12 protein-coding genes are annotated in these 19389 nt (G+C 70.0%); 8 read left to right on the top strand and 4 right to left on the bottom strand.

Annotation, left to right across the window (positions count from 1 at the left end):
• Positions 1-67: 67 nt before the first annotated feature.
• Positions 68-1330, top strand: coding sequence for a cytochrome P450 family protein (locus tag BFF78_RS07355; protein ID WP_069777542.1), 1263 nt, complete (start codon positions 68-70; stop codon positions 1328-1330).
• Between the two features lie 226 nt (positions 1331-1556).
• On the top strand, positions 1557-3788 hold the full coding sequence (locus tag BFF78_RS07350; RefSeq protein ID WP_227025742.1) for a bifunctional glycosyltransferase/CDP-glycerol:glycerophosphate glycerophosphotransferase: 2232 nt from the start codon (positions 1557-1559) through the stop codon (positions 3786-3788).
• A gap of 12 nt (positions 3789-3800) precedes the next feature.
• Here BFF78_RS07350 and BFF78_RS07345 read toward each other — a convergent pair whose 3' ends face one another.
• A complete protein-coding gene (locus BFF78_RS07345) occupies positions 3801-5414 on the bottom strand; it encodes a glycosyltransferase family A protein (RefSeq protein ID WP_069777541.1) in 1614 nt (537 codons plus the stop codon).
• A gap of 152 nt (positions 5415-5566) precedes the next feature.
• Between BFF78_RS07345 and BFF78_RS07340 the strand changes: the two genes are divergently transcribed.
• The 3 genes from BFF78_RS07340 (at position 5567) to pntB (ending at position 10138) form a co-directional block, all read left to right on the top strand.
• Positions 5567-6910 carry a protein kinase domain-containing protein gene (locus BFF78_RS07340; RefSeq protein WP_335755311.1) on the top strand — a complete coding sequence of 448 codons (1344 nt, stop codon included), beginning with the start codon at positions 5567-5569 and terminating at the stop codon, positions 6908-6910.
• A 198-nt stretch (positions 6911-7108) separates the two neighbouring features.
• The gene (locus BFF78_RS07335; protein ID WP_069777539.1) at positions 7109-8665 is read left to right on the top strand and encodes a Re/Si-specific NAD(P)(+) transhydrogenase subunit alpha; all 1557 of its coding nucleotides are present in this window, start codon (positions 7109-7111) and stop codon (positions 8663-8665) included.
• 6 nt (positions 8666-8671) lie between these two features.
• On the top strand, positions 8672-10138 hold the full coding sequence (pntB, locus tag BFF78_RS07330; protein ID WP_069777538.1) for a Re/Si-specific NAD(P)(+) transhydrogenase subunit beta: 1467 nt from the start codon (positions 8672-8674) through the stop codon (positions 10136-10138).
• Positions 10139-10246: 108 nt separating this feature from the next.
• Here the strand turns inward: pntB and BFF78_RS07325 are convergent, their stop codons facing one another.
• Positions 10247-11449, bottom strand: a complete 1203-nt coding sequence (locus BFF78_RS07325; RefSeq protein ID WP_227025741.1) for a L,D-transpeptidase — start codon at positions 11447-11449, stop codon at positions 10247-10249.
• 285 nt (positions 11450-11734) lie between these two features.
• On the opposite strand from BFF78_RS07325, the gene BFF78_RS07320 reads away from it, so the two are divergent.
• Positions 11735-12538: an SDR family oxidoreductase gene (locus BFF78_RS07320; protein ID WP_227025740.1), complete on the top strand. Its 804-nt coding sequence runs from the start codon at positions 11735-11737 to the stop codon at positions 12536-12538.
• Positions 12539-12584: 46 nt separating this feature from the next.
• Here BFF78_RS07320 and BFF78_RS42795 read toward each other — a convergent pair whose 3' ends face one another.
• Positions 12585-14840: a SpoIIE family protein phosphatase gene (locus BFF78_RS42795; protein WP_079161182.1), complete on the bottom strand. Its 2256-nt coding sequence runs from the start codon at positions 14838-14840 to the stop codon at positions 12585-12587.
• A gap of 288 nt (positions 14841-15128) precedes the next feature.
• Positions 15129-16385 carry an alkyl sulfatase dimerization domain-containing protein gene (locus BFF78_RS07310; RefSeq protein WP_069783436.1) on the bottom strand — a complete coding sequence of 419 codons (1257 nt, stop codon included), beginning with the start codon at positions 16383-16385 and terminating at the stop codon, positions 15129-15131.
• A gap of 75 nt (positions 16386-16460) precedes the next feature.
• On the opposite strand from BFF78_RS07310, the gene BFF78_RS07305 reads away from it, so the two are divergent.
• Positions 16461-17621, top strand: coding sequence for a PucR family transcriptional regulator (locus BFF78_RS07305; protein ID WP_069777536.1), 1161 nt, complete (start codon positions 16461-16463; stop codon positions 17619-17621).
• A gap of 155 nt (positions 17622-17776) precedes the next feature.
• Positions 17777-19363, top strand: coding sequence for a Na+/H+ antiporter (locus BFF78_RS07300; RefSeq protein WP_069777535.1), 1587 nt, complete (start codon positions 17777-17779; stop codon positions 19361-19363).
• Positions 19364-19389 lie beyond the last annotated feature (26 nt).

The following is a 19389-nucleotide window of genomic DNA, read 5'->3' as shown; positions in this document are numbered from 1 at the left end:
CTTGTACAACCGGCCTTCGGCACCGCACTGTTGGCCGGTATTCGTTCATACGGTCAGGAGTCCCGGCTTGTCCTCCCATACCCCCGCTCCCACGCCCGCCCACGTCGTCGACCCCGTCGGCGGCTGCCCGCACGCCCTGAACGCCCACCTGCGGGCCCGGGGGCCCGTTGCGGACATCGTCCTGCCCGGCGGGGTGTCCGCAGCGGTCGTCCTGGGGCACGACGCGCTCAAGGAGTTCCTCTCCCACCCCGACGTGGCCAAGGACGCCCGCCACTGCCCGGCCCTGCACGACGGCACGATCCCCGCGGACTGGCCGCTGCGGGTCTTCGCCAACGCCCAGGGCATGCACACTGCCGACGGCGCCGACCACCGCCGGCTGCGTGCCCTCGTCGGCAACGCCTTCACCGCCCGTCAGGTGGAGCGGCTGCGGCCGCGCATCGAAGAGCTGACCGCCGGCCTCCTCGACGACCTGGGCCGGGCCGCCGCCGAGGACCCGGCCGGCATCGCGGATCTGCGTACCCACTTCGCGCTCCCGCTCCCCATGAGCGTCATCTGCGAGCTGCTCGGCGTGGATCCCGAGCACCGCGGCCGGCTGCACGACCTCACCTACACGGTGGTCATCGCCACCGACACCACTCCGGCGGAGGTGATGGCCGCCGTACGCGAGCTCGTCGAGCTGCTCGGCACGATCGCGGCCGCCCGCCGGGCCGCCCCCGGCGAGGACCTGACCAGTGCCCTGATAGCCGTCCGCGAGGACGGCGGCGACCGGCTCAGCGAGGCCGAGCTGATCGGCACGATGCGCCTGATGCTGGTCGCCGGCCACGAGACCACCCTCAACCTGATCAGCAATGCCGTACGGGCTCTGTGCGCCCACCGTGACCAGCTGGCGCTGGTCCTGGAGGGCAGGGCCACCTGGTCGGACGTGGTGGACGAGACGCTGCGCTGGGACGGCCCGGTCAGCTGGTTCCCCTTCCGCTACCCCACCCGTGACCTGGCCCTCGGCGGCACCGTGATCCCGCAGGGCACCCCGGTCCTCGCCGGCTACACCGCCGCCGGGCGCGACGAGGCCTTCCACGGACCGGACGCCGGCCGCTTCGACGTCACCCGGCCCGGCGCGGGCCGGCACCTCTCCTTCGGCCAGGGCGTGCACTACTGCGTGGGCGCCCCGCTCGCCCGCCTCGAGGCCACGATCGCCCTGGAACGGCTCTTCACCCGCTTCCCCGACCTCGACCTCGCCGTCCCCGAGGCCGAGCTGCCCCGCCAGCGCAGCTTCATCGGCAACAGCGTCGAAGCGCTCCCGGTCCGCCTGGTCCGCCCGGTCCTGCGCTGAGGTGCGTATCGCTTTCCGGTATGTCCGAGTCGCCTGCTTATCTCGCCCTGACCGACCTCGTTGGTAGTCCTACATCACGTAGGGCTACTGTGTGCTCGAGGAGCTGCCGCGTTCCCCTGTGAAGGGGCGCCTCGGTGTGTCGTCAGGATGGTCATCGGATCGGTGCCGCATATACGTCTTCGGCACAGCGAGCCGCAGCGCACAAGTGCACTTGTCTGGAGACCATGTGGCAACGACCGACACCCCGGCCCTGCAACCCGGCGAAGAGGTACTCATCAGTATCGTCCTGCCGGTCTACCAGGTGCAGGAGTATCTGCCGGAGTGCCTCGACTCGGTCCTCGGGGCGTCTCAGTCCTTTCAGGGTATCGAGGTCGTGGCCGTGGACGACTGTTCCCCTGACGCCAGCGGTGCCCTTCTCGACGAGTACGCGGCCCGGGACCAGCGGCTGCGCGTGGTCCACCTGCCGCAGAACGTCGGCCTCGGCCGGGCGCGCGGCGAGGGACTGGCGCGGGCCCGAGGCGACTACGTGTGGTTCGTCGACAGCGACGACCGGCTGGCCGACGGGGCGCTCGCCGCGGTCGCGGAGCGGCTGAAGCGGACCGAGCCCGACGTGCTTCTCGTCGACCACGCCCTCCTCTACCCTGAGGGAGACCTGGAGCGCAATGTCCGGGCGCATCTGTTCCGGGACACCCCCGAGACGTTCACGCTCGCGGAGCGCCCGGCCACCATGGACCTCGTCATGACCGCGTGGAGCAGGGTGCTGCGCCGCGACTTCCTGCTGGGTCTGGACGTGGAGTTCGGGCACGGGTACTACGAGGACATCTCGGTCACCTATCCCACCCTGCTCGCGGCGCGCCGGCTCAGCCTGCTCGACCGTGTCTGCTACCACTACCGGCGCGGGCGTCAGGGAGCCATCACCAACACCTCCAGCCCGAAGCACTTCGATCTCTTCGGCCAGTACGAGCGGATCTTCGCCTTCATCGACCGCGAGGCCGAGACCGCCGAGCCCTTCCGCAGGGCCGTGTTCGACCGGACCGTACGTCATGCGACGACGGTGCTCGCCACCCCCGGACTCGTGCCGGAGGACATGCGGCGCGAGTTCTTCCGGCAGACGTCGGACCACTTCCGCAGGTTCCGGCCACGCGACTACTCCCACCCGTCCGGGCTGCGCGGCCTGCAGTACCGGCTGGTGGAGCGGGGCGCCTACTCCGCGTACGCGGCCCTGGAACCGGTGAACCGGCTTCGTCTCGCCCTTCGTACCGCCCTCGGCCGGGCGCGCCGTACGGCACGGCGGGCGCCCCGGCTCGTGGCAACGGCGCTGCGGCGGGCCTACTACCGCGCCTGTCTGCTGCTACCCGTCGACGACAGCCTTGCCGTCTACGCCGCCTACTGGAACCGGGGTTACGCCTGCAACCCCGCGGCCGTCTACGAGAAGGCCCGTGAGCTCGCACCCGGCATCCGCGGGGTGTGGGTGGTCGCCAAGGACAGGGCGGGATCGATCCCGCCGGGGGTCGAGTACGTGGTGGACGGATCGGCACGATGCCTGCGCACCATGGCCCGGGCCAAGTATCTGGTCAACAACGTCAACTTCCCTTATGAGCTGCCCAAGCGGCGCGGCGCGGTGCTGGTGCAGACACAGCACGGCACCCCCCTGAAGAAGATGGGCACCGACCTGCGGGACCACCCCGCGGCCGCGCGCGGCATGAACTTCGACCGGCTGGTGGAGCAGTGCGGGCGATGGGACTTCCTGGTCTCGCCGAACCCGCACACCACCGAGGTGTTCACCAGGGTCTACCCCGGTGGCTACGAGGTGCTGGAGACGGGCTATCCGCGCGTCGACCGGCTGGTCAACGCCTCGCTCGACGAGGTGAACCGTGTGCGGGACGAACTGGGCATCGCCCCTGGGCAGACCGCCGTCCTCTATGCGCCCACCCACCGCGACCACCAGGACCAGGCGGCACCCCTGCTCGACGTGCGGCGGTTCGCTGATCAGCTCGGTGACGACCATGTCCTGCTGGTGCGTGCGCACTACTTCGACAGCCCTCGGACCGTCCCGTCGCGGAACGTCGTGGACGTCTCGTCCCACCCGTCGATCGAAGACCTGAGCATCGCCGCCGACGTGCTGGTCACCGACTACTCCTCGGTGATGTTCGACTACGCCGCCCTGGACCGGCCGATCGTGATCTACGCGCCCGACTGGGAGACGTACCGCCGCGCACGAGGCGTCTACTTCGACCTCCTCGCCGAAGCGCCCGGAGCGGTCGCCACCACGCAGGAGGAACTCGCCGAGGTCTTCCTCAGCGGCGAGTACACGGGGCCGCACATGACCAAGCGGCGCTCCGGATTCCGGGCACGCTTCTGCCCCTACGACGACGGGCACGCGGCCGAACGCGTGGTGCGCAGAGTCTTCCTGGGAGAGCCGGCCGACCAGAACGGACCAGTACAGGCGGGCAGTTGACCTCGTCGCCGCTCAGCTGCGCACGCGACGGGCGAACCGTCCCGCGACAACGCGGCGCAGCCCGGAAAGGCCATCCGCGACGCGCACGGCGAGGCAGCCGCTGTTGGTGGCGTACGGCTGGAGCAACAGCACCCGTCCCCGACGGCCCATCCGCACCAGCCGCCTGAGGCCGGATCCCGCACGAAGCGGCATCGTGGCCGACTCGCCGTCCCGGAAGGTCAGGGTCACCCAGGCGTCCCAGGTGGTGATCGTGCCGCCTTCACACAGGGCTGTCACGTCCGCAGTGATGGCGGCACGCCAGCCGTGTCCGCCCGGCTCGGCTTCCCACTCGGCCTCGTACCGGTGTGCCGCGCCCGTCACCCGGTGCCGCAACTCGACGGTCGCCCGCTGCGGGCCGGCCTTCGCGGTCCTGCCGTAGAGGTCGGCCAGTCGCAGGTCGAGCACGAGCCGGCGACCCGCACCCACGTTCCCGAGGACGTAGAAGGGCAGCAGTGCGACAGGGGCGTCGTCGAGACCGTCGAGCACGATCTCGTCCGTCCCCTCGGGGGTGGAATCCGCCTCGTCCCACAGCGGTCGCCGCGCGTCACCGGCGTACGGCGGCGTCAGCCGCGGCGGGTCGGCCGCCAGCTCGGCCAGCCGCCGGATGTCCACGGCGTTTCGCTCGCGTCCGAGCAGCACCTCGGTGCGCCAGCGGGCAGCGGGAGTGGCCCGGCGCACGGCCTCCGCCTCGAAGGCGCCCACGTGCTCGCGGGCGATCCGCCACCAGACGTCCTGGTACTCCGGCGTCCGCCGCGGCAGTTCGCGCAGGTACACGGCGAGATCGAACTCGAGGAATTTCGTCTGCGCGGCGATCAGCAGATCCTGGTCGCCGCTGTCCCGCATGATCTCCAGCACCTGCTGATGGGCGGCGACCCGGTCCTGCCAGTTCTGGATCCGGTCCCGGCGCAGCGAGATCGAAGCCTGGCCGGTGCCATAGCGCACATGCCAGATGTAGACGGTTTCGGGAGTGACGGCGAAGCGCGGCCCGGCCGCGTAGACACGCGCGGTGAACACGAAGTCCTCGTAGTGCGCCGCGCCGTCGGGGAAACGGATCCGCCGGGACAGCAGGAAGTCACGGCGGTAGATCTTGTTCACCGACAGCGTGTCCCACAGCGTCTGCGGGCGCCCGGCCACCCCGTCGTGCACCGACTCCGTCGTGAACAGCTGTTTCTGCCAGGGGATCTCACGCCCGCCGGGCAGCTCGCGCCGAACGCACAGGCCTGCCGTCACATCGGCGTCATGCCGGAGTGCGACGGCGAGGAGCGTGTCCACGGCCTTCGGCGGCAGCACATCGTCGCTGTCGAGGAAGACGAGCCACGGGTGGCGGGCCGCGTCGATACCGTCGTTGCGCGGGGTGCCGCAGCCGCCGCTGTTGACCGCACGGCGGACGACGCGCACGCGCGGCTCGGTGGCCGCGAGCTGTTCCAATACCCGAGGTGTGTCGTCGGTGGAAGCATCGTCCACGACGACGACCTCGCCGACCGCATCGCCCTGTGCGAGAGCCGAGGCCACCGCCTCCGCGACGTGCTCCACGTCGTTGTAGGCGATGACCACCACCGTCACCGACCCGTCGTTCGCGCTGGACAACTCTGCTCCCGTTCGTGCGGTCGTGACGGCACCCTGCGCCGGTGACGCAGCGGAGGACCCGGTGGGCGGCACCCGATGACCCCTACATTATGTAGGACTGGGCTGACGGGCGTCCGGCACCCTGTGCCCCGCGGTGTGGGCCAAGCCTCCCGGTGAGGAGGTTCCCGGATCACAGAGATCCCACAAGAACCGCCCCTACGGTGCCTCGGCGGACGTCGGCAACGAGGGGGAGCACCGTGGATCGTTCACGTCGTCTGGGCGGGCGCTACCGTCTGGAACAGGTCCTGGGCCAAGGGGGGATGGCCGAGGTATGGCTGGCGTACGATCTGCTGCTGTTCCGCCGGGTCGCCGTGAAGACGCTCCGGCCGGAACTGGCGGCCGATGCCGAACACTGGGCGCGTTTCCGCCGTGAGGTGGTCTCGGCGGCCCTGTTGGGCCACCCGTCCGTCGTCGCCGTCTACGACGCGGGCGAGGACACGATCGACGGCCGCCTCGTCCCGTACCTCGTGATGGAGTACGTCAAGGGCGCCACGCTGCTCCAGTCCGTGCGCGAGGCACGGATCACCGGACCCGAGCACGCCCTGGAACTCACCGCCGGCGTGCTGGAGGCGCTCGATCACGCCCACCGCCACGGCATCGTTCACCGGGACATCAAACCGGCGAACGTCATGCTCTCCCACGAGGGCGCCGTGAAGGTGACGGATTTCGGTATCGCCCGCTCGGTGGACCGGGCGGGTACGACCCTCACCCGCACCTCGGTGGTGGTGGGCACGGCCGAGTACCTCTCGCCGGAACAGGCCCGGGGCGAGCAGGTGGACTTCCGCACCGACCTGTACTCGACCGGCTGCCTGCTGTACGAGCTGCTCACCCGCCGCCCCCCGTTCACCGGTGACACCCCGCTGGCCGTGGCCATGAAGCACGTCTCGGAACCACCGGTGCCCCCCTCCGCCCACGACCCGAGGCTGCCGGCCGCCTACGACACCCTGGTGCTGCGCGCGCTGGCCAAGGACCGTGCGGACCGGTACCAGACCGCCGAGGAGATGCGCGACGCCATCGGAAAGGTACTGGCAGGCCGTGCCACGGCGGTCACCTCGCCGCTGCCGGCTCCACCTGCGACGGTGCGGCACACCCGGCTACCGCCGCCCCGGGAGCCCCGGAAAGAACGCCCCGTGCGCCGACGGCGTATCCGCCGGTCACTCCAGGCGATGGCGGTGCTGCTGGCGGCCGCCGTGGGCACCTACGTGATCATCGGATCCCACGCCGCTGCTCGTCCCCGGGTCGCGGCACCCGCGCTGATCGGCGAGACGATGACCGAAGCCCGATCGAGCGCCCAGGCAGCCGGCGTACGCGTCCAGCCCGTCCGGCACCGAGCGTGCCCTCGACCCGGCGCGCCCGTCGGCCGGGTATGTGAGCAGGCCCCCTCGCCCGGCAGCCAGGTGCCACGTCACACCATCCTGCGGGTCACCCTGTCTCCCGGCACACCTCGGGAGAGGTAGAGCGTCACCTCCTGCGTACGCCGCGGGCGAACGGCGGCGCGGTGACCGCCGAGTGAAACACACCACGGCCATGCCCGTAGGCACGGGCGACTCCGGCGGGTAGGTTCCCACGGCCGGTGTCCACGAGGACGAGCCCTGTGGACGCCCTTTGACAGCGGATAGTCCGTCAGGCCCTCCTCCCAGGAGAGAACACGAGAAATGTCTGCACAAGAACCTGCGCACCGCCCACCCCAGCGCGTCGGCGTGGTGGCCGAGTCCGTCTCCGGCGAGACGCGTGTCGCGGCGACGCCGGCGACCGTACGCCAGCTGCTGGGTCTCGGCTACGAGGTCGTGGTGGAGTCCGAGGCCGGCGCGGCGTCCGGCTTCGGTGACCAGGCCTACCGCGATACCGGCGCGGAGATCGGCGAGGCCTGGGACGCGGATGTCGTCCTGAAGGTGAACCCCCCCTCCGACGCGGAGATCACCCGGCTCCGGCAGGGCACGACAGTGGTCGCCCTGCTGGCGCCGGCGCAAAAGCCCGAACTGCTTCGGGCACTCGCCGATGCCGGGGTGACCGCTCTGGCGCTGGACACGGTGCCGCGCATCTCGCGCGCTCAGTCGATGGACGTGCTGTCGTCGATGGCGAACATCGCCGGGTACCGTGCGGTGATCGAGGCCGCGCACGTCTTCGGCCGTTTCTTCACCGGCCAGGTCACCGCGGCGGGCAAGGTGCCGCCGGCGAAGGTGCTGGTCGCCGGCGCGGGCGTGGCCGGTCTGGCGGCGATCGGTGCGGCGTCCAGCCTCGGCGCGATCGTGCGGGCGACCGACCCGCGGCCCGAGGTCGCGGACCAGGTGAAGTCGCTGGGCGGCGAGTACCTCCCGGTGCACGTCGCCCAGGAGACGAGCACCGACGGCTACGCCAAGGCGACCTCCGCCGACTACGACCGTGCCGCCGCCGAGCTCTACCACGAGCAGGCAGCGGACGTGGACATCGTGATCACCACCGCGCTGATCCCGGGCCGGCCGGCGCCGCGCCTGCTGACGGCCCGGGACGTGGCGGTCATGAAGCCGGGCAGCGTCGTCGTCGACATGGCCGCCGCCCAGGGCGGCAACGTCGAGGGCACCGTGCCCGGGCGTGCGGTCGTCACCGACAACGGCGTCACCATCATCGGCTACACCGACCTCGCCTCCCGGCTGCCCGCCCAGGCCTCGCAGCTGTTCGGCACCAACCTGGTGAACCTGCTGAAGCTGCTCACCCCCGGCAAGGACGGGCGGCTGGCGATCGACTTCGACGACGTCGTACAGCGGGCCGTGACCGTGGTGCGCGACGGCGACGTCACCTGGCCGCCCCCGCCCGTGGCGGTCTCGGCCACGCCCGCCGCACAGCCGGAGACCACGCTTGCCCGGCCCGAGCCGAAGCAGCCGAGGCTGACACCTGCGGGACGCTTCGGCCTGATCGGGCTCGGCATGCTCGCCATGTTCCTGCTGACGGCCTTCGCCCCCGCCCAACTCGCGGGAAACTTCACGGTGTTCGCCCTGGCGGTGGTGATCGGCTACTACGTCATCGGCAAGGTGCACCACGCGCTGCACACGCCGCTGATGTCGGTGACCAACGCGATCTCCGGGATCGTCGTGATCGGCGCCCTGCTGCAGATCGGGCACGAGAACCGGATCGTCACCGCGTTGTCCTCCGTGGCGATCCTGCTGACGAGCGTGAACATCTTCGGAGGCTTCGCCGTCACCCGCCGCATGCTGTCCATGTTCTCGAAAGGCTGAGCCGAGATGACCTCACTGACGGCCTCCCACGCTGCCGACCTGGTCGCCGCCCTGTTGTTCATCCTCAGCCTGGCCGGCCTGTCCCAGCACCGCACCTCCCGCGCCGGCGTCGTCTACGGCATCGCCGGAATGGTCCTCGCCCTGGTCGCCACGGTCGTGGTGGCGGCGCAGAGCATCACCGCCGGGGCGGTGGCCCTGATCGTGCTGGCCATGGCGCTCGGCGCGGCGATCGGCCTGTGGCGGGCCCGCCGCGTCGAGATGACGCAGATGCCGGAACTGATCGCGGTGCTGCACAGCTTCGTCGGCCTCGCCGCGGTGCTGGTGGGCTGGAACAGCTACCTGGAGGTGGAGGCGCACGGTACGGCGCAGACCCGGATCGGCGCCGACCTGCTGGGCATCCACCACGCCGAGGTGTTCATCGGCATCTTCATCGGCGCGGTCACCTTCACCGGCTCGATCGTCGCGTTCCTGAAGCTCTCGGCGCGCATCGAGTCCCGTCCGCTGATGCTGCCGGGCAAGAACGCGCTGAACCTCGGCGCGCTCGGCGCTTTCGTCGCGCTGACCGTCTGGTTCACGATCAGCCCGGATCTGCCGCTGATGATCGCGGTCACCGCGCTGGCGCTGGCCCTCGGCTGGCACCTGGTCGCCTCGATCGGCGGCGGCGACATGCCCGTCGTCGTCTCCATGCTGAACAGCTACTCGGGCTGGGCGGCGGCCGCGGCCGGCTTCCTGCTCGACAACAACCTGCTCATCGTCACGGGCGCGCTGGTGGGCTCCTCCGGCGCCTACCTGTCCTACATCATGTGCAAGGCGATGAACCGGTCCTTCATCTCCGTGATCGCGGGCGGCTTCGGCATCGAAGCGCCCACGGGCGGGGGCGAGGAGCAGGGCGAGCACCGTGAGGTGCGGGCCGCGGAGGCGGCCGAGATGCTCGCGCGGGCCCGCTCGGTGATCATCACCCCCGGCTACGGCATGGCAGTCGCCCAGGCCCAGCACCCGGTCGCGGAGCTGACGCGACAGCTGCGCGAGCGGGGCGTCGAGGTCCGCTTCGGCGTCCATCCCGTCGCCGGGCGCCTGCCCGGGCACATGAACGTGCTGCTGGCCGAGGCGAAGGTGCCGTACGACATCGTCCTGGAGATGGACGAGATCAACGACGACTTCGCCGACACCTCCGTCGTGCTGGTCATCGGCGCGAACGACACCGTCAACCCGGCCGCGACCGAGGACCCGGCCAGCCCGATCGCCGGCATGCCGGTGCTGCGGGTCTGGGAGGCGGAGCAGGTTATCGTCTTCAAGCGCTCCATGGCCTCCGGCTACGCGGGCGTGCAGAACCCGCTCTTCTTCCGCGGGAACAACGGCATGCTCTTCGGCGACGCCAAGCAGAGCGTCGAGGAGATCCTGCGCGAGCTCGGCACCAACGGCGGTCAAGGAGCGGCCCCGGCCGCGCGTCAGACGACGGTGGCCGGCCGGTGAGCCGGTTCCGAGTCCGTTAGCCGTCCCGCCACCGGCGGCGGCCGACATGGTGTCGGCCGCCGCCTGGGCGGAAGGGATGCGGGTTCCTATGCGTGGAGTGACGCGGCGTCAGTGGATCGCGCTGCCCGAGACCCACTCGGCCCACGGCATGTTCCAGTCGCCGAGGCCGTTGTCCGGGGCCAGCATGGTCTTGTCCGCGGAGTTCTTGACGATCACGACGTCACCGATCATCGAGTTGTCGAAGAACCACGCGGCGGGCTGCTTGCCGTCGCCGCCACCCTCGACGTCCTTCAGGCCCACGCAGCCGTGGCTGGCGTTGACCTTGCCGAAGATCGAGTCGGCACCCCAGAAGTTGCCGTGGATGAACGTGCCCGAGTCGGTCAGGCGCATGGCGTGCGGTACGTCCTTGATGTCGTACGCGGGCTTGCCGTCCTTCTTCTTGAGGCCGACGCTCGCACCGTTCATGTGGATGTGCCGGAACTTCTCGGAGATGACCATCTGACCGTTGTACGTCGGATGCTCGGGGCTTCCGGACGAGATCGGGATGGTCCTGATCGTCTTGCCGTCCCGTACGACGCTCATCTGCTTCGTCCTGGCGTCGACGGTGCTGATCTGGCTCCGGCCGATCTTGAACGTGACCGTCTTCTGGATGCCGTGGCGGGTCAGCTTGACGGTGACGGTGGAGCCGGGCTTCCAGTGGTTCTCGGGGCGGAAGTCCAGGCGGTCGTCGTTGAACCAGTGACCGACGACCCGCTGCCCGCTGCTGGAGCTGACCTGGATCTCCGACTCCACGGCGGCCTTGTCGCTGATCGCCTTGTCGAAGCCGACCGTCACCGGCATGCCCACACCGACGGTCGAGCCGTCCTCGGGGGAGAGGTGCCCGATGAAGTCGTTGGCCGGGGCGACCGTGGTGATCGTGGCAGTCCCGGTGACGGAGCGGCCCTTGGCGTCCGCGGCCTCTGCGGCGATCTGATATTCACTGGCCCTCTGCAACGGGCCGTTCGGCGTCCAGGACGTGCCGTCCGCGGCCAGGGTGCCCGGAATCTCGGTACCGGTCGCGACGGCGGTCATAGTCACCTTGGTGAGCTTTCCGTTGCTCACGGTGACCTTGACGGGGCCGTTGATCCCGATGTCGTAGGCACCTTGCACGGGAGTGATCCTTATTCGGGCGTCGGAAGCGTCCTGGGCGCCCGTCTGATCTACCTGCGCCTGCGGTTTCGGGTGATTCCCGGTGCCGTTGCCGCTGGTGGCAGCGTTGCTGGTACCGCCGAGGGCCGTGAGTGCGAGTACGCCGCCGAATACGCCGGCCATAGCCATCAGTCCGGTGCGTCGCTTACGTGCCGTGATCAAACGCTTCTCCCATGCCACTGATCGTGAATTGCTGGAGGTGGTTACCGGAGGAGTGCAACCGGCTTTAAAGCACCACCTTTATGCAGTCATCCGCCTGAAGGGAGGGAATTGTGTCGAATTCCACGCTTCGCGAGGCCGCGGGCTGGGTGGGCAGCGCAAGAGCTGGGTCATACCGACCAGGAGGTGTGAGCTAGGGGAAGGAATGCACGGAGGCGGTCTTGGACTACGTGGTGCAAGCTTCGAAGGGTGGAAGCGGCTGATCAGGGCGTTACGGCGGCAGGGGCCGGCGTCGCCGATGGCGATGCGCCATTGGCGGGGTGTGCGGCGCTGGTGACGGGTGCGTCCAGCGGCATCGGTGCGGCCACCGCCCTGTCGCTGGCGCGGCAGGGCGCCGCCGTGGCAGTGGTCGCCCGCCGTACGGGGCGGCTGGAGGACCTGGCCACAGTGATCCGTGAGCGGGGTGGCTCGTGCAGGGTACTCACCGCTGACCTTGGAGACGCGGCGCAGGCACGTCGGGCGATCGAGGACGCCGTGGACTGCTTCACGCGGTTGGACGTGCTCGTGAACAACGCCGGTTACGTAGCCATGGGCACCATCGGGGAGGGCGACCCCGCGGAGTGGGAGCGGATGGTCGATCTCAACTTCAACGCTGTCCTGCACCTGTCGCAGGCAGCGTTGCCCCACCTGCTCCGCGCGGCGGCGAACGGCCCGCGTGGGGTCGCTGATCTTGTGAACGTCAGCTCGGTCGGGGGCCGGGTGGTGCGCAGGAACAACGGTGTCTATTCGGCGACCAAGCACGCGGTGGGCGCGTTCAGCGAGGCCCTGCGGCAGGAGGTGACGGGAAGGGGTATCCGGGTGGGGCTGATCGAGCCGGGTATGACGATGACAGAGATGGCGGCCGGCCCCGGGGCCGCTGCCGCCCGTGGCCTGCCGCAGAACGCCTGGCTGGATGCCGAAGACATCGCCCGGGCCATCACCTTCATGATCACTCAGCCGCCGCATGTCGCAGTCAACGAGATCATGGTCCGCCCCACGGCCCAGGAACACTGACCGTCGACCCAACGGCCGCTCCATGACCGGCCGTTGGACGCCAAGCTCACAGCTTGAGGCCGAACCAGGTCGTCTTGCCCTCGTCCGTGGGCCGGACGCCCCAGGCGTCGGCAAGGGCGCGGACGAGGAGCAGGCCGCGGCCGCACTCGTCGTCCTCGGCCGCGACACGCGGCTGGGGCAGGTGGGGGCTGCGGTCGCTGATCTCCACGGTGAGGTCGGTGTCCGTGCGGCACAGGTGCAGGGTGATCGGGCCCTCCGCGTGCTGGACGGAGTTGGTGAGGATCTCGGAGAGCAGGAGGCGTGCGTTGTCCGTGCGGTTCGTGCAGCCCCAGGCACTGAGCGTCTTGTCGAGGAAGTCGCGGCCCGCCGGAACGGACTCCGGCACCGAGGGCAGGTCCATCGCGGCCGTGGCCAGCGGAGCCTCGGGCAACCGGGTCAGCAGGAGCGTGACGTCGTCGTGGCCGTCGGCGTCCGGGAGCATGGTCGACAGGACGTGGTCGGCGGCGGTTTCCAGGTCGGGAGCCGTGGTCGCGAGCTTGTCCAGGGTGGCCAGCAACTGGATGAGCTGGTCCTCGATGTCGGTGCCCGGGGTCTCGATCAGACCGTCCGTGTAGAGCACGAGGATGGCGCCGCGGGCAATCGTCGTGCAGCACTGTTCGTAGATCACGCCGCCGACGCCGAGGGGCGCGTTCACCGGCGCGGGAAGCGTCTGGGTGCTTTCACCGGGAACGGTGACAAGAACCGGCAAGTGCCCGGCCGAGCATATGGTCACCTCGCCCGCGTCGGCGGCGATGGTCAGATAGCAGCAGGTGACCAGTTGGTCGGGGACGTCGAGGTCGGCGACCACGGCTTCCATGGCCTGCATCAGCTGCCGGGGCTGCAACCCGGTCTTCGCCAATGCGTGTGCGGCGGAACGGAGTTGGCCCATGACGGCTGCGGCCTCCAGTCCCCGGCCCATCACATCGCCGATCAGCACACCGACCCGGCCGGCGCCCAGCGGGATCAGGTCGAACCAGTCACCACCGACTCCGGCGCCCTGTGTCGCCGGCCGGTAGCGGCTGGCGGTGGTGAGGCCCGGGATGGCGGGCGGGGTGCCCATCAGACTGCGCTGCAGCGTGAGGGCGATGTGCCGCTGCTGCTCGTACAACTCCGTCAACTCCGCCTCGGCACGTTTCCGGTCGCTGATGTCCCGGACGATCGCGCAGGCCCCGACGATCGCCCCGTTGTGCGCACGGGTCGGCCACAAGGTCACGTCCACGTCCAGCAGCGTGCCGGCTTTGGTGACGCGCAGTGTCTCGAAGTGCTCGACCTTCTCGCCCTCGCGCAACCGTTCCAGGAGTGCGATGACCTCGTGGTCCCGCTCGGGCGGTGCCAGAACGGACACGTGCCGCCCCAGCACCTCGGACGCCGCGAACCCGTACAGCCGCTGGGCCGCGGCGTTCCAGTAGGTGATGTGACCGTCAAGGGTCTTGGCGAGGATGGCGTCCTGCGAGGACTCCACGAGCGCGGCGAGCTCGTTGATGCGCTCTTCGGCGGCTTTGCGTTCGCTGACGTCGCGTACGGCGGCGGAGACGAGGAGGCCGTCGGCGGTTTCGAGGGGGCTGAGGCTGATCTCGACGGGGAACTCGGTGCCGTCTTTGCGTAGTCCGTACAGTTCGAGTCCGGCGCCCATGGGGCGGACCTGTTGGTTGTGGGCGTAGGCGTTGCGGTGTTCGGTGTGGTGGGTGCGGAAGCGGCCGGGGACGAGGAGTTCGACGGGGCGGCCGAGGAGTTCTTCGCGGCGGTAGCCGAAGAGTGCTTCGGTCTGGGCGTTGACGAGCCGGATCGCTCCGGCGTCGTCGACGATGACCATCGCGTCCGGCGCCGCCTCCAGCAGGCCGCGGAACCTTTCCTCGGCGGCTTTGCGTTCGCTGACGTCGCGTACGGCGGCGGAGACGAGGAGGCCGTCGGCGGTTTCGAGGGGGCTGAGGCTGATCTCGACGGGGAACTCGGTGCCGTCTTTGCGTAGTCCGTACAGTTCGAGTCCGGCGCCCATGGGGCGGACCTGTTGGTTGTGGGCGTAGGCGTTGCGGTGTTCGGTGTGGTGGGTGCGGAAGCGGCCGGGGACGAGGAGTTCGACGGGGCGGCCGAGGAGTTCTTCGCGGCGGTAGCCGAAGAGTGCTTCGGTCTGGGCGTTGACGAGCCGGATCGCTCCGGCGTCGTCGACGATGACCATCGCGTCCGGCGCCGCCTCCAGCAGGCCGCGGAACTTCTCCTCTGCTCCCGGTGTACGTGTCCGGCTCTCGGCGCCGCACCGGCACATCTGCTGTCCCAAGCCGGCGGGATCGGGTGGAACCGCTTCGGCCAAGCCACTCATTTTCGTCCTCGCCCCGGGCTCACGATGAGAACGGTCATCTCAGCGGAACACCAACGGCTCTGCGGCAGGATGTCGCTAAGTGGCCGCACAACGGTCGAACGTGTCCGTCGAAGGCGAACCGGTGACCGCTCCAAGGCGGCGTCCGCCCGGGCGTTCTCCCCTACAGTTCTGGTACGCCCCGGCCCCGGCGGCGGTGGTGCGGGGGACGTCAGCCTGTCGTCGGCGATGCACGGGTCAGGGTTTGCCGTCGCACCGTTCTCGTGACTCGGCCGCGGCCCAGGTGAAGATGCCCTGGGCCATCAGGGAGGACTCGGACTCGGCACGTGCCTGGTTGATGTCGGCGCGTGCGGCGTGCACCGTGGCGTCGTCCGGGGCGGCCTGTACGGCGAACTCCGCGAGGTGGCCGGCGACCCTCAGTTCGCCCGCGTCGGCGTAACGCCGGGCGGCATCCGACAAGGCTGCCGCACCGCCCGCGAGGTCCGCCAGCGCGGTGGCGAGCCGGCTCTCGGGAGCCGGTTTGAGGTGCGCGGGGTTGCCGTCGTACCACCCGGCATAGCGCCGCCACAGGTTGCGCACGATGAACTCGGGTTCGTCGTACTTGGCTTGCAGGTACACGCGGTCGGCCAGATGGGCGGGCGGACGTACGGAGTGGACCAGATCGTCCAGCCGGGCACCGGAGTTGAGTCCGTCCAGCGTTTGCCGGACCAGACTCTCCAGCCATTCCGCGGTCTCGGTGAGTGCCAGGTGGATCCGGTCGGCGCCGAACACCGGTGCCCCGTGCGAGGGCAGCATGATCTCCGCGCCCAGAGCCGCCATACGGCGCAGCGCGAGCGCCCACTCCCGTGGGTAGCGCTGCACCTTCTGCGGGTTGCCGCAGTTGGGGGTCACCCAGATGAACATGTCGCCGGGGCACAGGATGCGGTGTTCGGGGATCCAGGCGACGGTCGCGTCGTCGGTCTCGCCCCGGACGTGGAAGAGTTCGAAGGTCAGCTCACCGCGCGTCAGGGTGAGCGCCTCCCGGTACGTCAGGTCGGGCCTGCGGTACTGAGTCGGCCAGGTCAGAACCGGTGCCTGGAACTGCCGTTGGTTGACGACCGTGTTGTAACCGCCCGTCAGCAGGTAGCGGTCGAACCTTTCCCCGACCCGTTCGTGGGCGAGCACGGTCGGGCGCGGCGCGTTCTCCGCATCGAAGGGACCCATCCCGAAGACATGGTCGATGTGACCGTGCGAGAAGACGGCGGTGGTCACCGGGAGCCGGCTCCAGGCACGGACGGCCTGGTGGAGGTCGCCGGCGGCCAGCGGGTTGCCGGTGTCGAACAGGATGACCTCGCCGTCCGTGCGGAAGGTGATGACATTGCCGAAGCCGGGGTACCAGCCGACGCCGTCGACCACCTCGATGACGCCGGAGCCCGCCCGCCCGGCATGGACGATGCTGTCGTCGACGGCGCCGTGCCAGACCCGGTCCGCGTAGTCGGTGAGGGAGAAGCTCATGGTGCCCATGCCACCGTGAACCAGTGCTCGGAGCAATCGGCCGCGAGGCCACCGACAGCTGCCTACAGTTGTGACATGTCACAACCAGACGCTGCGCGAGACGGCGCGATGCGCCTGGCCGCACGCCTCGAACCGCGGGTCAACCAGCTGGCCAGGGCCGTCGTGGAACGTCAGCGAACCGAGGTGCCCGGCTTCGATCTCCTGCCCGGCGAGATGCGGGATGTGGAGATCGCGGCGACCGCCCGCCACGCGATACGTGGATTCCTCCGCCATGCGCAAGGCCTGCCGGACACCGGCAACGCGGTGCTGCGGGAACGCGCCGCCCAGCGCGCCGAGGAAGGCCTTCCCCTGGTGCAGTTGCTCAGGGGGTACCACGTCGGTGCCGAGGTGCTGCTGGACGCGCTGAGCGAGTCGGCCCGTCCGGGCGAGGAGGCGGCACTGCAGTCCTTGACCCGGATGCAGCTCACCGCGCTCCAGGCCACCGTCGAGAACATCACGGAGGCGTACCTCGCGTGCCTCGCCGACCAGCAGGGGGCGGCACGGCAGCTGGCCCGGGCACTCATCCGTGGTGACGAGCCCGAAGAGGTCGCCGCCCGTTACGGGCTGTCCCTGGAATCCGGTTACCTCGTGCTCAGTGTGCGGGCCCCCGAACCCCGGACACCGCTGGCCGCACGCAGACTGCTGCGTCGGACGCTCGCCCGGCTCGCCCCTCTGGCCCAGGGCCGCGTTCTCAGCCTGCCGGACGAACGCGGCGGCTGCCTGCTGTTGCCCTCCCGGACCGCACTGGACGCCGTAGCCGGGCGGCTCTCCTCCCGTGTTCCGACAGCGCCGATCGTGGGTGCCGCGACTGCGGATACTCCCGAGGAGGTCCCCGCAGCGGCCGAACGAGCACGCCGCATCGCAGCCGTCGCGGACAAGCCCGGCCTGTACCGGTTGCGGGACGTGCTGCTCGACTACCACCTGTCGGGAGCCGCGGACAGCGCGACCGAACTGGGTGCCCTGCTGGAACCGCTGGACCGCCGACCCGGCCTGACCGCGACCGTGGCCGCCTTTCTCGACTGCGACTTCGACCGGCGCCGTACGGCTCAGGCACTTGACGTGCACCCCAACACGGTCGACAACCGCCTGGCTCGTGTGACCGAGTTGACCGGCATCGACCCGCACACCGCCCGCGGCGTCCAACTCTTCGGTGCCGCGCTGGCCCTGCACCGGCTCGCCGGCCGGGCCTGCCGGTAACACCTCCAGGCTCGGATCCGGCGTCAGCGATCGGCGCAACGGCGCTTCCGCTCAGGGCGGGAACGCGTCGGCTGCGTCACCGTCCGATGTCGGTTACGTTGATAAAGCACCTGGTCAGAGGGGGGTAACAAACCGTAACCCACCGGGGACGCGCCATGACCGGCCTGACCGTTGTCCTCCTGCTCGTGGTCCTGGCCACAGCCGTGGCGACCGGTGCCCGGCGCTGGAGTCTGCCCGCTCCGTCACTCCTCGTGATCGCCGGTCTGGCCGTGGGGCTGATGCCCTGGGTTCCCGAGGTTCGTCTGCCGCCTCAAGTGATCAACGTGCTGGTGCTGCCTCCGCTGCTCTACGCCTCGGCCGGGGAAATCTCCGTCCGCGACCTGCGCGCCGTGTGGAGACCTGTGAGCGGATTGGTGTTCGGTCTGGTCCTCGCCTCGGCCATCGTCGTCGCGTACGTGGCCGCCGCGATCACTCCGCTCACCGCCGCGACCGCGCTCATCCTCGGCTCCGTCCTGGCCAGCACCGACCCCGTGGCCGTCACCGCGCTCGGCCGACGGCTGTCTCTCCCACCGCGCGTGCAGGCCCTGGTGCAGGCGGAAAGCCTGTTCAACGACGCCACGTCGCTGGTCCTGTACAAGGTCGCCGTGGTCACCGCGGTCACCGGCAGCGCCATCAGCGTGCCCGGGACCGCCCTGCAGTTCCTGATCCTCGCAGGCGGCGGAGCCCTCATGGGTGCGGCGGTCGCGACGGTGGTGACCCTGATCCGCAGACGGACCGACGACCCCATGCTGGAGACCGTCATCGCATTGGTCACTCCATACGCCTCCTACGTCATCGCGGAGCAGTCGCGGACCTCCGGCGTGACCGCCGTCATCGTGGCCGGGGTCGTCCTCGGCAGCACCGGCCACAAGCTCGGCAACGCCCCCGTCCGCCTCCAGGTCCACGCCGTCTACGACACCGTGACCTTCCTGCTGGAGAGCGTCGTCTTCGCCCTGATCGGCCTCGAGCTCCCCTCGGCCGTCCGCCATCTCGCGCGCGACGAGCACGGCTGGCCGCTGTGGGTGCCGGTGATCGCCTTCACCCTGCTGGCGATCCGGCTGCTGTGGATCTTCCCGCTGTCCGCCCTGATCCACCACCGGCACAGGATCGGCGAGAACCGCCTCTCCTGGCGCGTCCCGGCCGTCCTGTCCTGGGCGGGCACCCGGGGCGTCATGCCGCTGGCCGCCGCCCTCTCCATCCCCCTGCTCACCCACTCAGGGGCGCCGCTGCCGCACCGGGCGCTCATTCTCACGCTCACCACCGGGACCATCGCGCTCACCCTCATCTTCCAGGGATTCACCCTGGCCCCTGTGGTCCGCCGCTCCGGCATCGCTCTGGAACCGGAACACACCGCTCGCGAGGAGGCGCGGACCCGCCGGCACATCGCCCACGCCGCTCTCGAAGAGCTCAAGCAGCTTGGCGACCTGGATGAGCTCACCGATCTGGGTGCCGCCGCGGAGGCCGCGCTGAAACAGGCCCGCCGTCATCTGGAAGCGCGCATCCACCAGGTTGAAGACGCCCACTACAGCGACCCGGACGCCCGTCCCGCCGACGCCTACCGCGAGATTCGCCGGACACTCATCGCCATCGAGGCGGCCGAGCTCCAGCACCTCTACGAAGAGAACAAGATCAGCAACGCCACCCGGCGCCGGATCCAGCACGAACTCGACCTCGAAGAAGCCAGCCTCCGCCCCCGCGACTGACCGCCGGCCTCGGTCTCACCCACGTG

The organism is Streptomyces fodineus, from assembly GCF_001735805.1.
GTDB lineage: Bacteria > Actinomycetota > Actinomycetes > Streptomycetales > Streptomycetaceae > Streptomyces > Streptomyces fodineus.
The sequence above is the reverse complement of the archived record's forward strand: the minus strand, read 5'-3'. Positions and strand labels throughout refer to the sequence as shown.

Bases quoted from the DNA above. Each gene is read 5' to 3' on its own strand.
- BFF78_RS07310 (WP_069783436.1), bottom strand. From the start codon at position 16,385: ATGAGCTTCTCCCTCACCGACTACGCGGACCGGGTCTGGCACGGCGCC.
- BFF78_RS07305 (WP_069777536.1), top strand. From the start codon at position 16,461: ATGTCACAACCAGACGCTGCGCGAGACGGCGCGATGCGCCTGGCCGCA.
- BFF78_RS07325 (WP_227025741.1), bottom strand. From the start codon at position 11,449: ATGGCCGGCGTATTCGGCGGCGTACTCGCACTCACGGCCCTCGGCGGT.
- BFF78_RS07300 (WP_069777535.1), top strand. From the start codon at position 17,777: ATGACCGGCCTGACCGTTGTCCTCCTGCTCGTGGTCCTGGCCACAGCC.
- pntB (WP_069777538.1), top strand. From the start codon at position 8,672: ATGACCTCACTGACGGCCTCCCACGCTGCCGACCTGGTCGCCGCCCTG.
- BFF78_RS42795 (WP_079161182.1), bottom strand. From the start codon at position 14,840: ATGTGCCGGTGCGGCGCCGAGAGCCGGACACGTACACCGGGAGCAGAG.
- BFF78_RS07335 (WP_069777539.1), top strand. From the start codon at position 7,109: ATGTCTGCACAAGAACCTGCGCACCGCCCACCCCAGCGCGTCGGCGTG.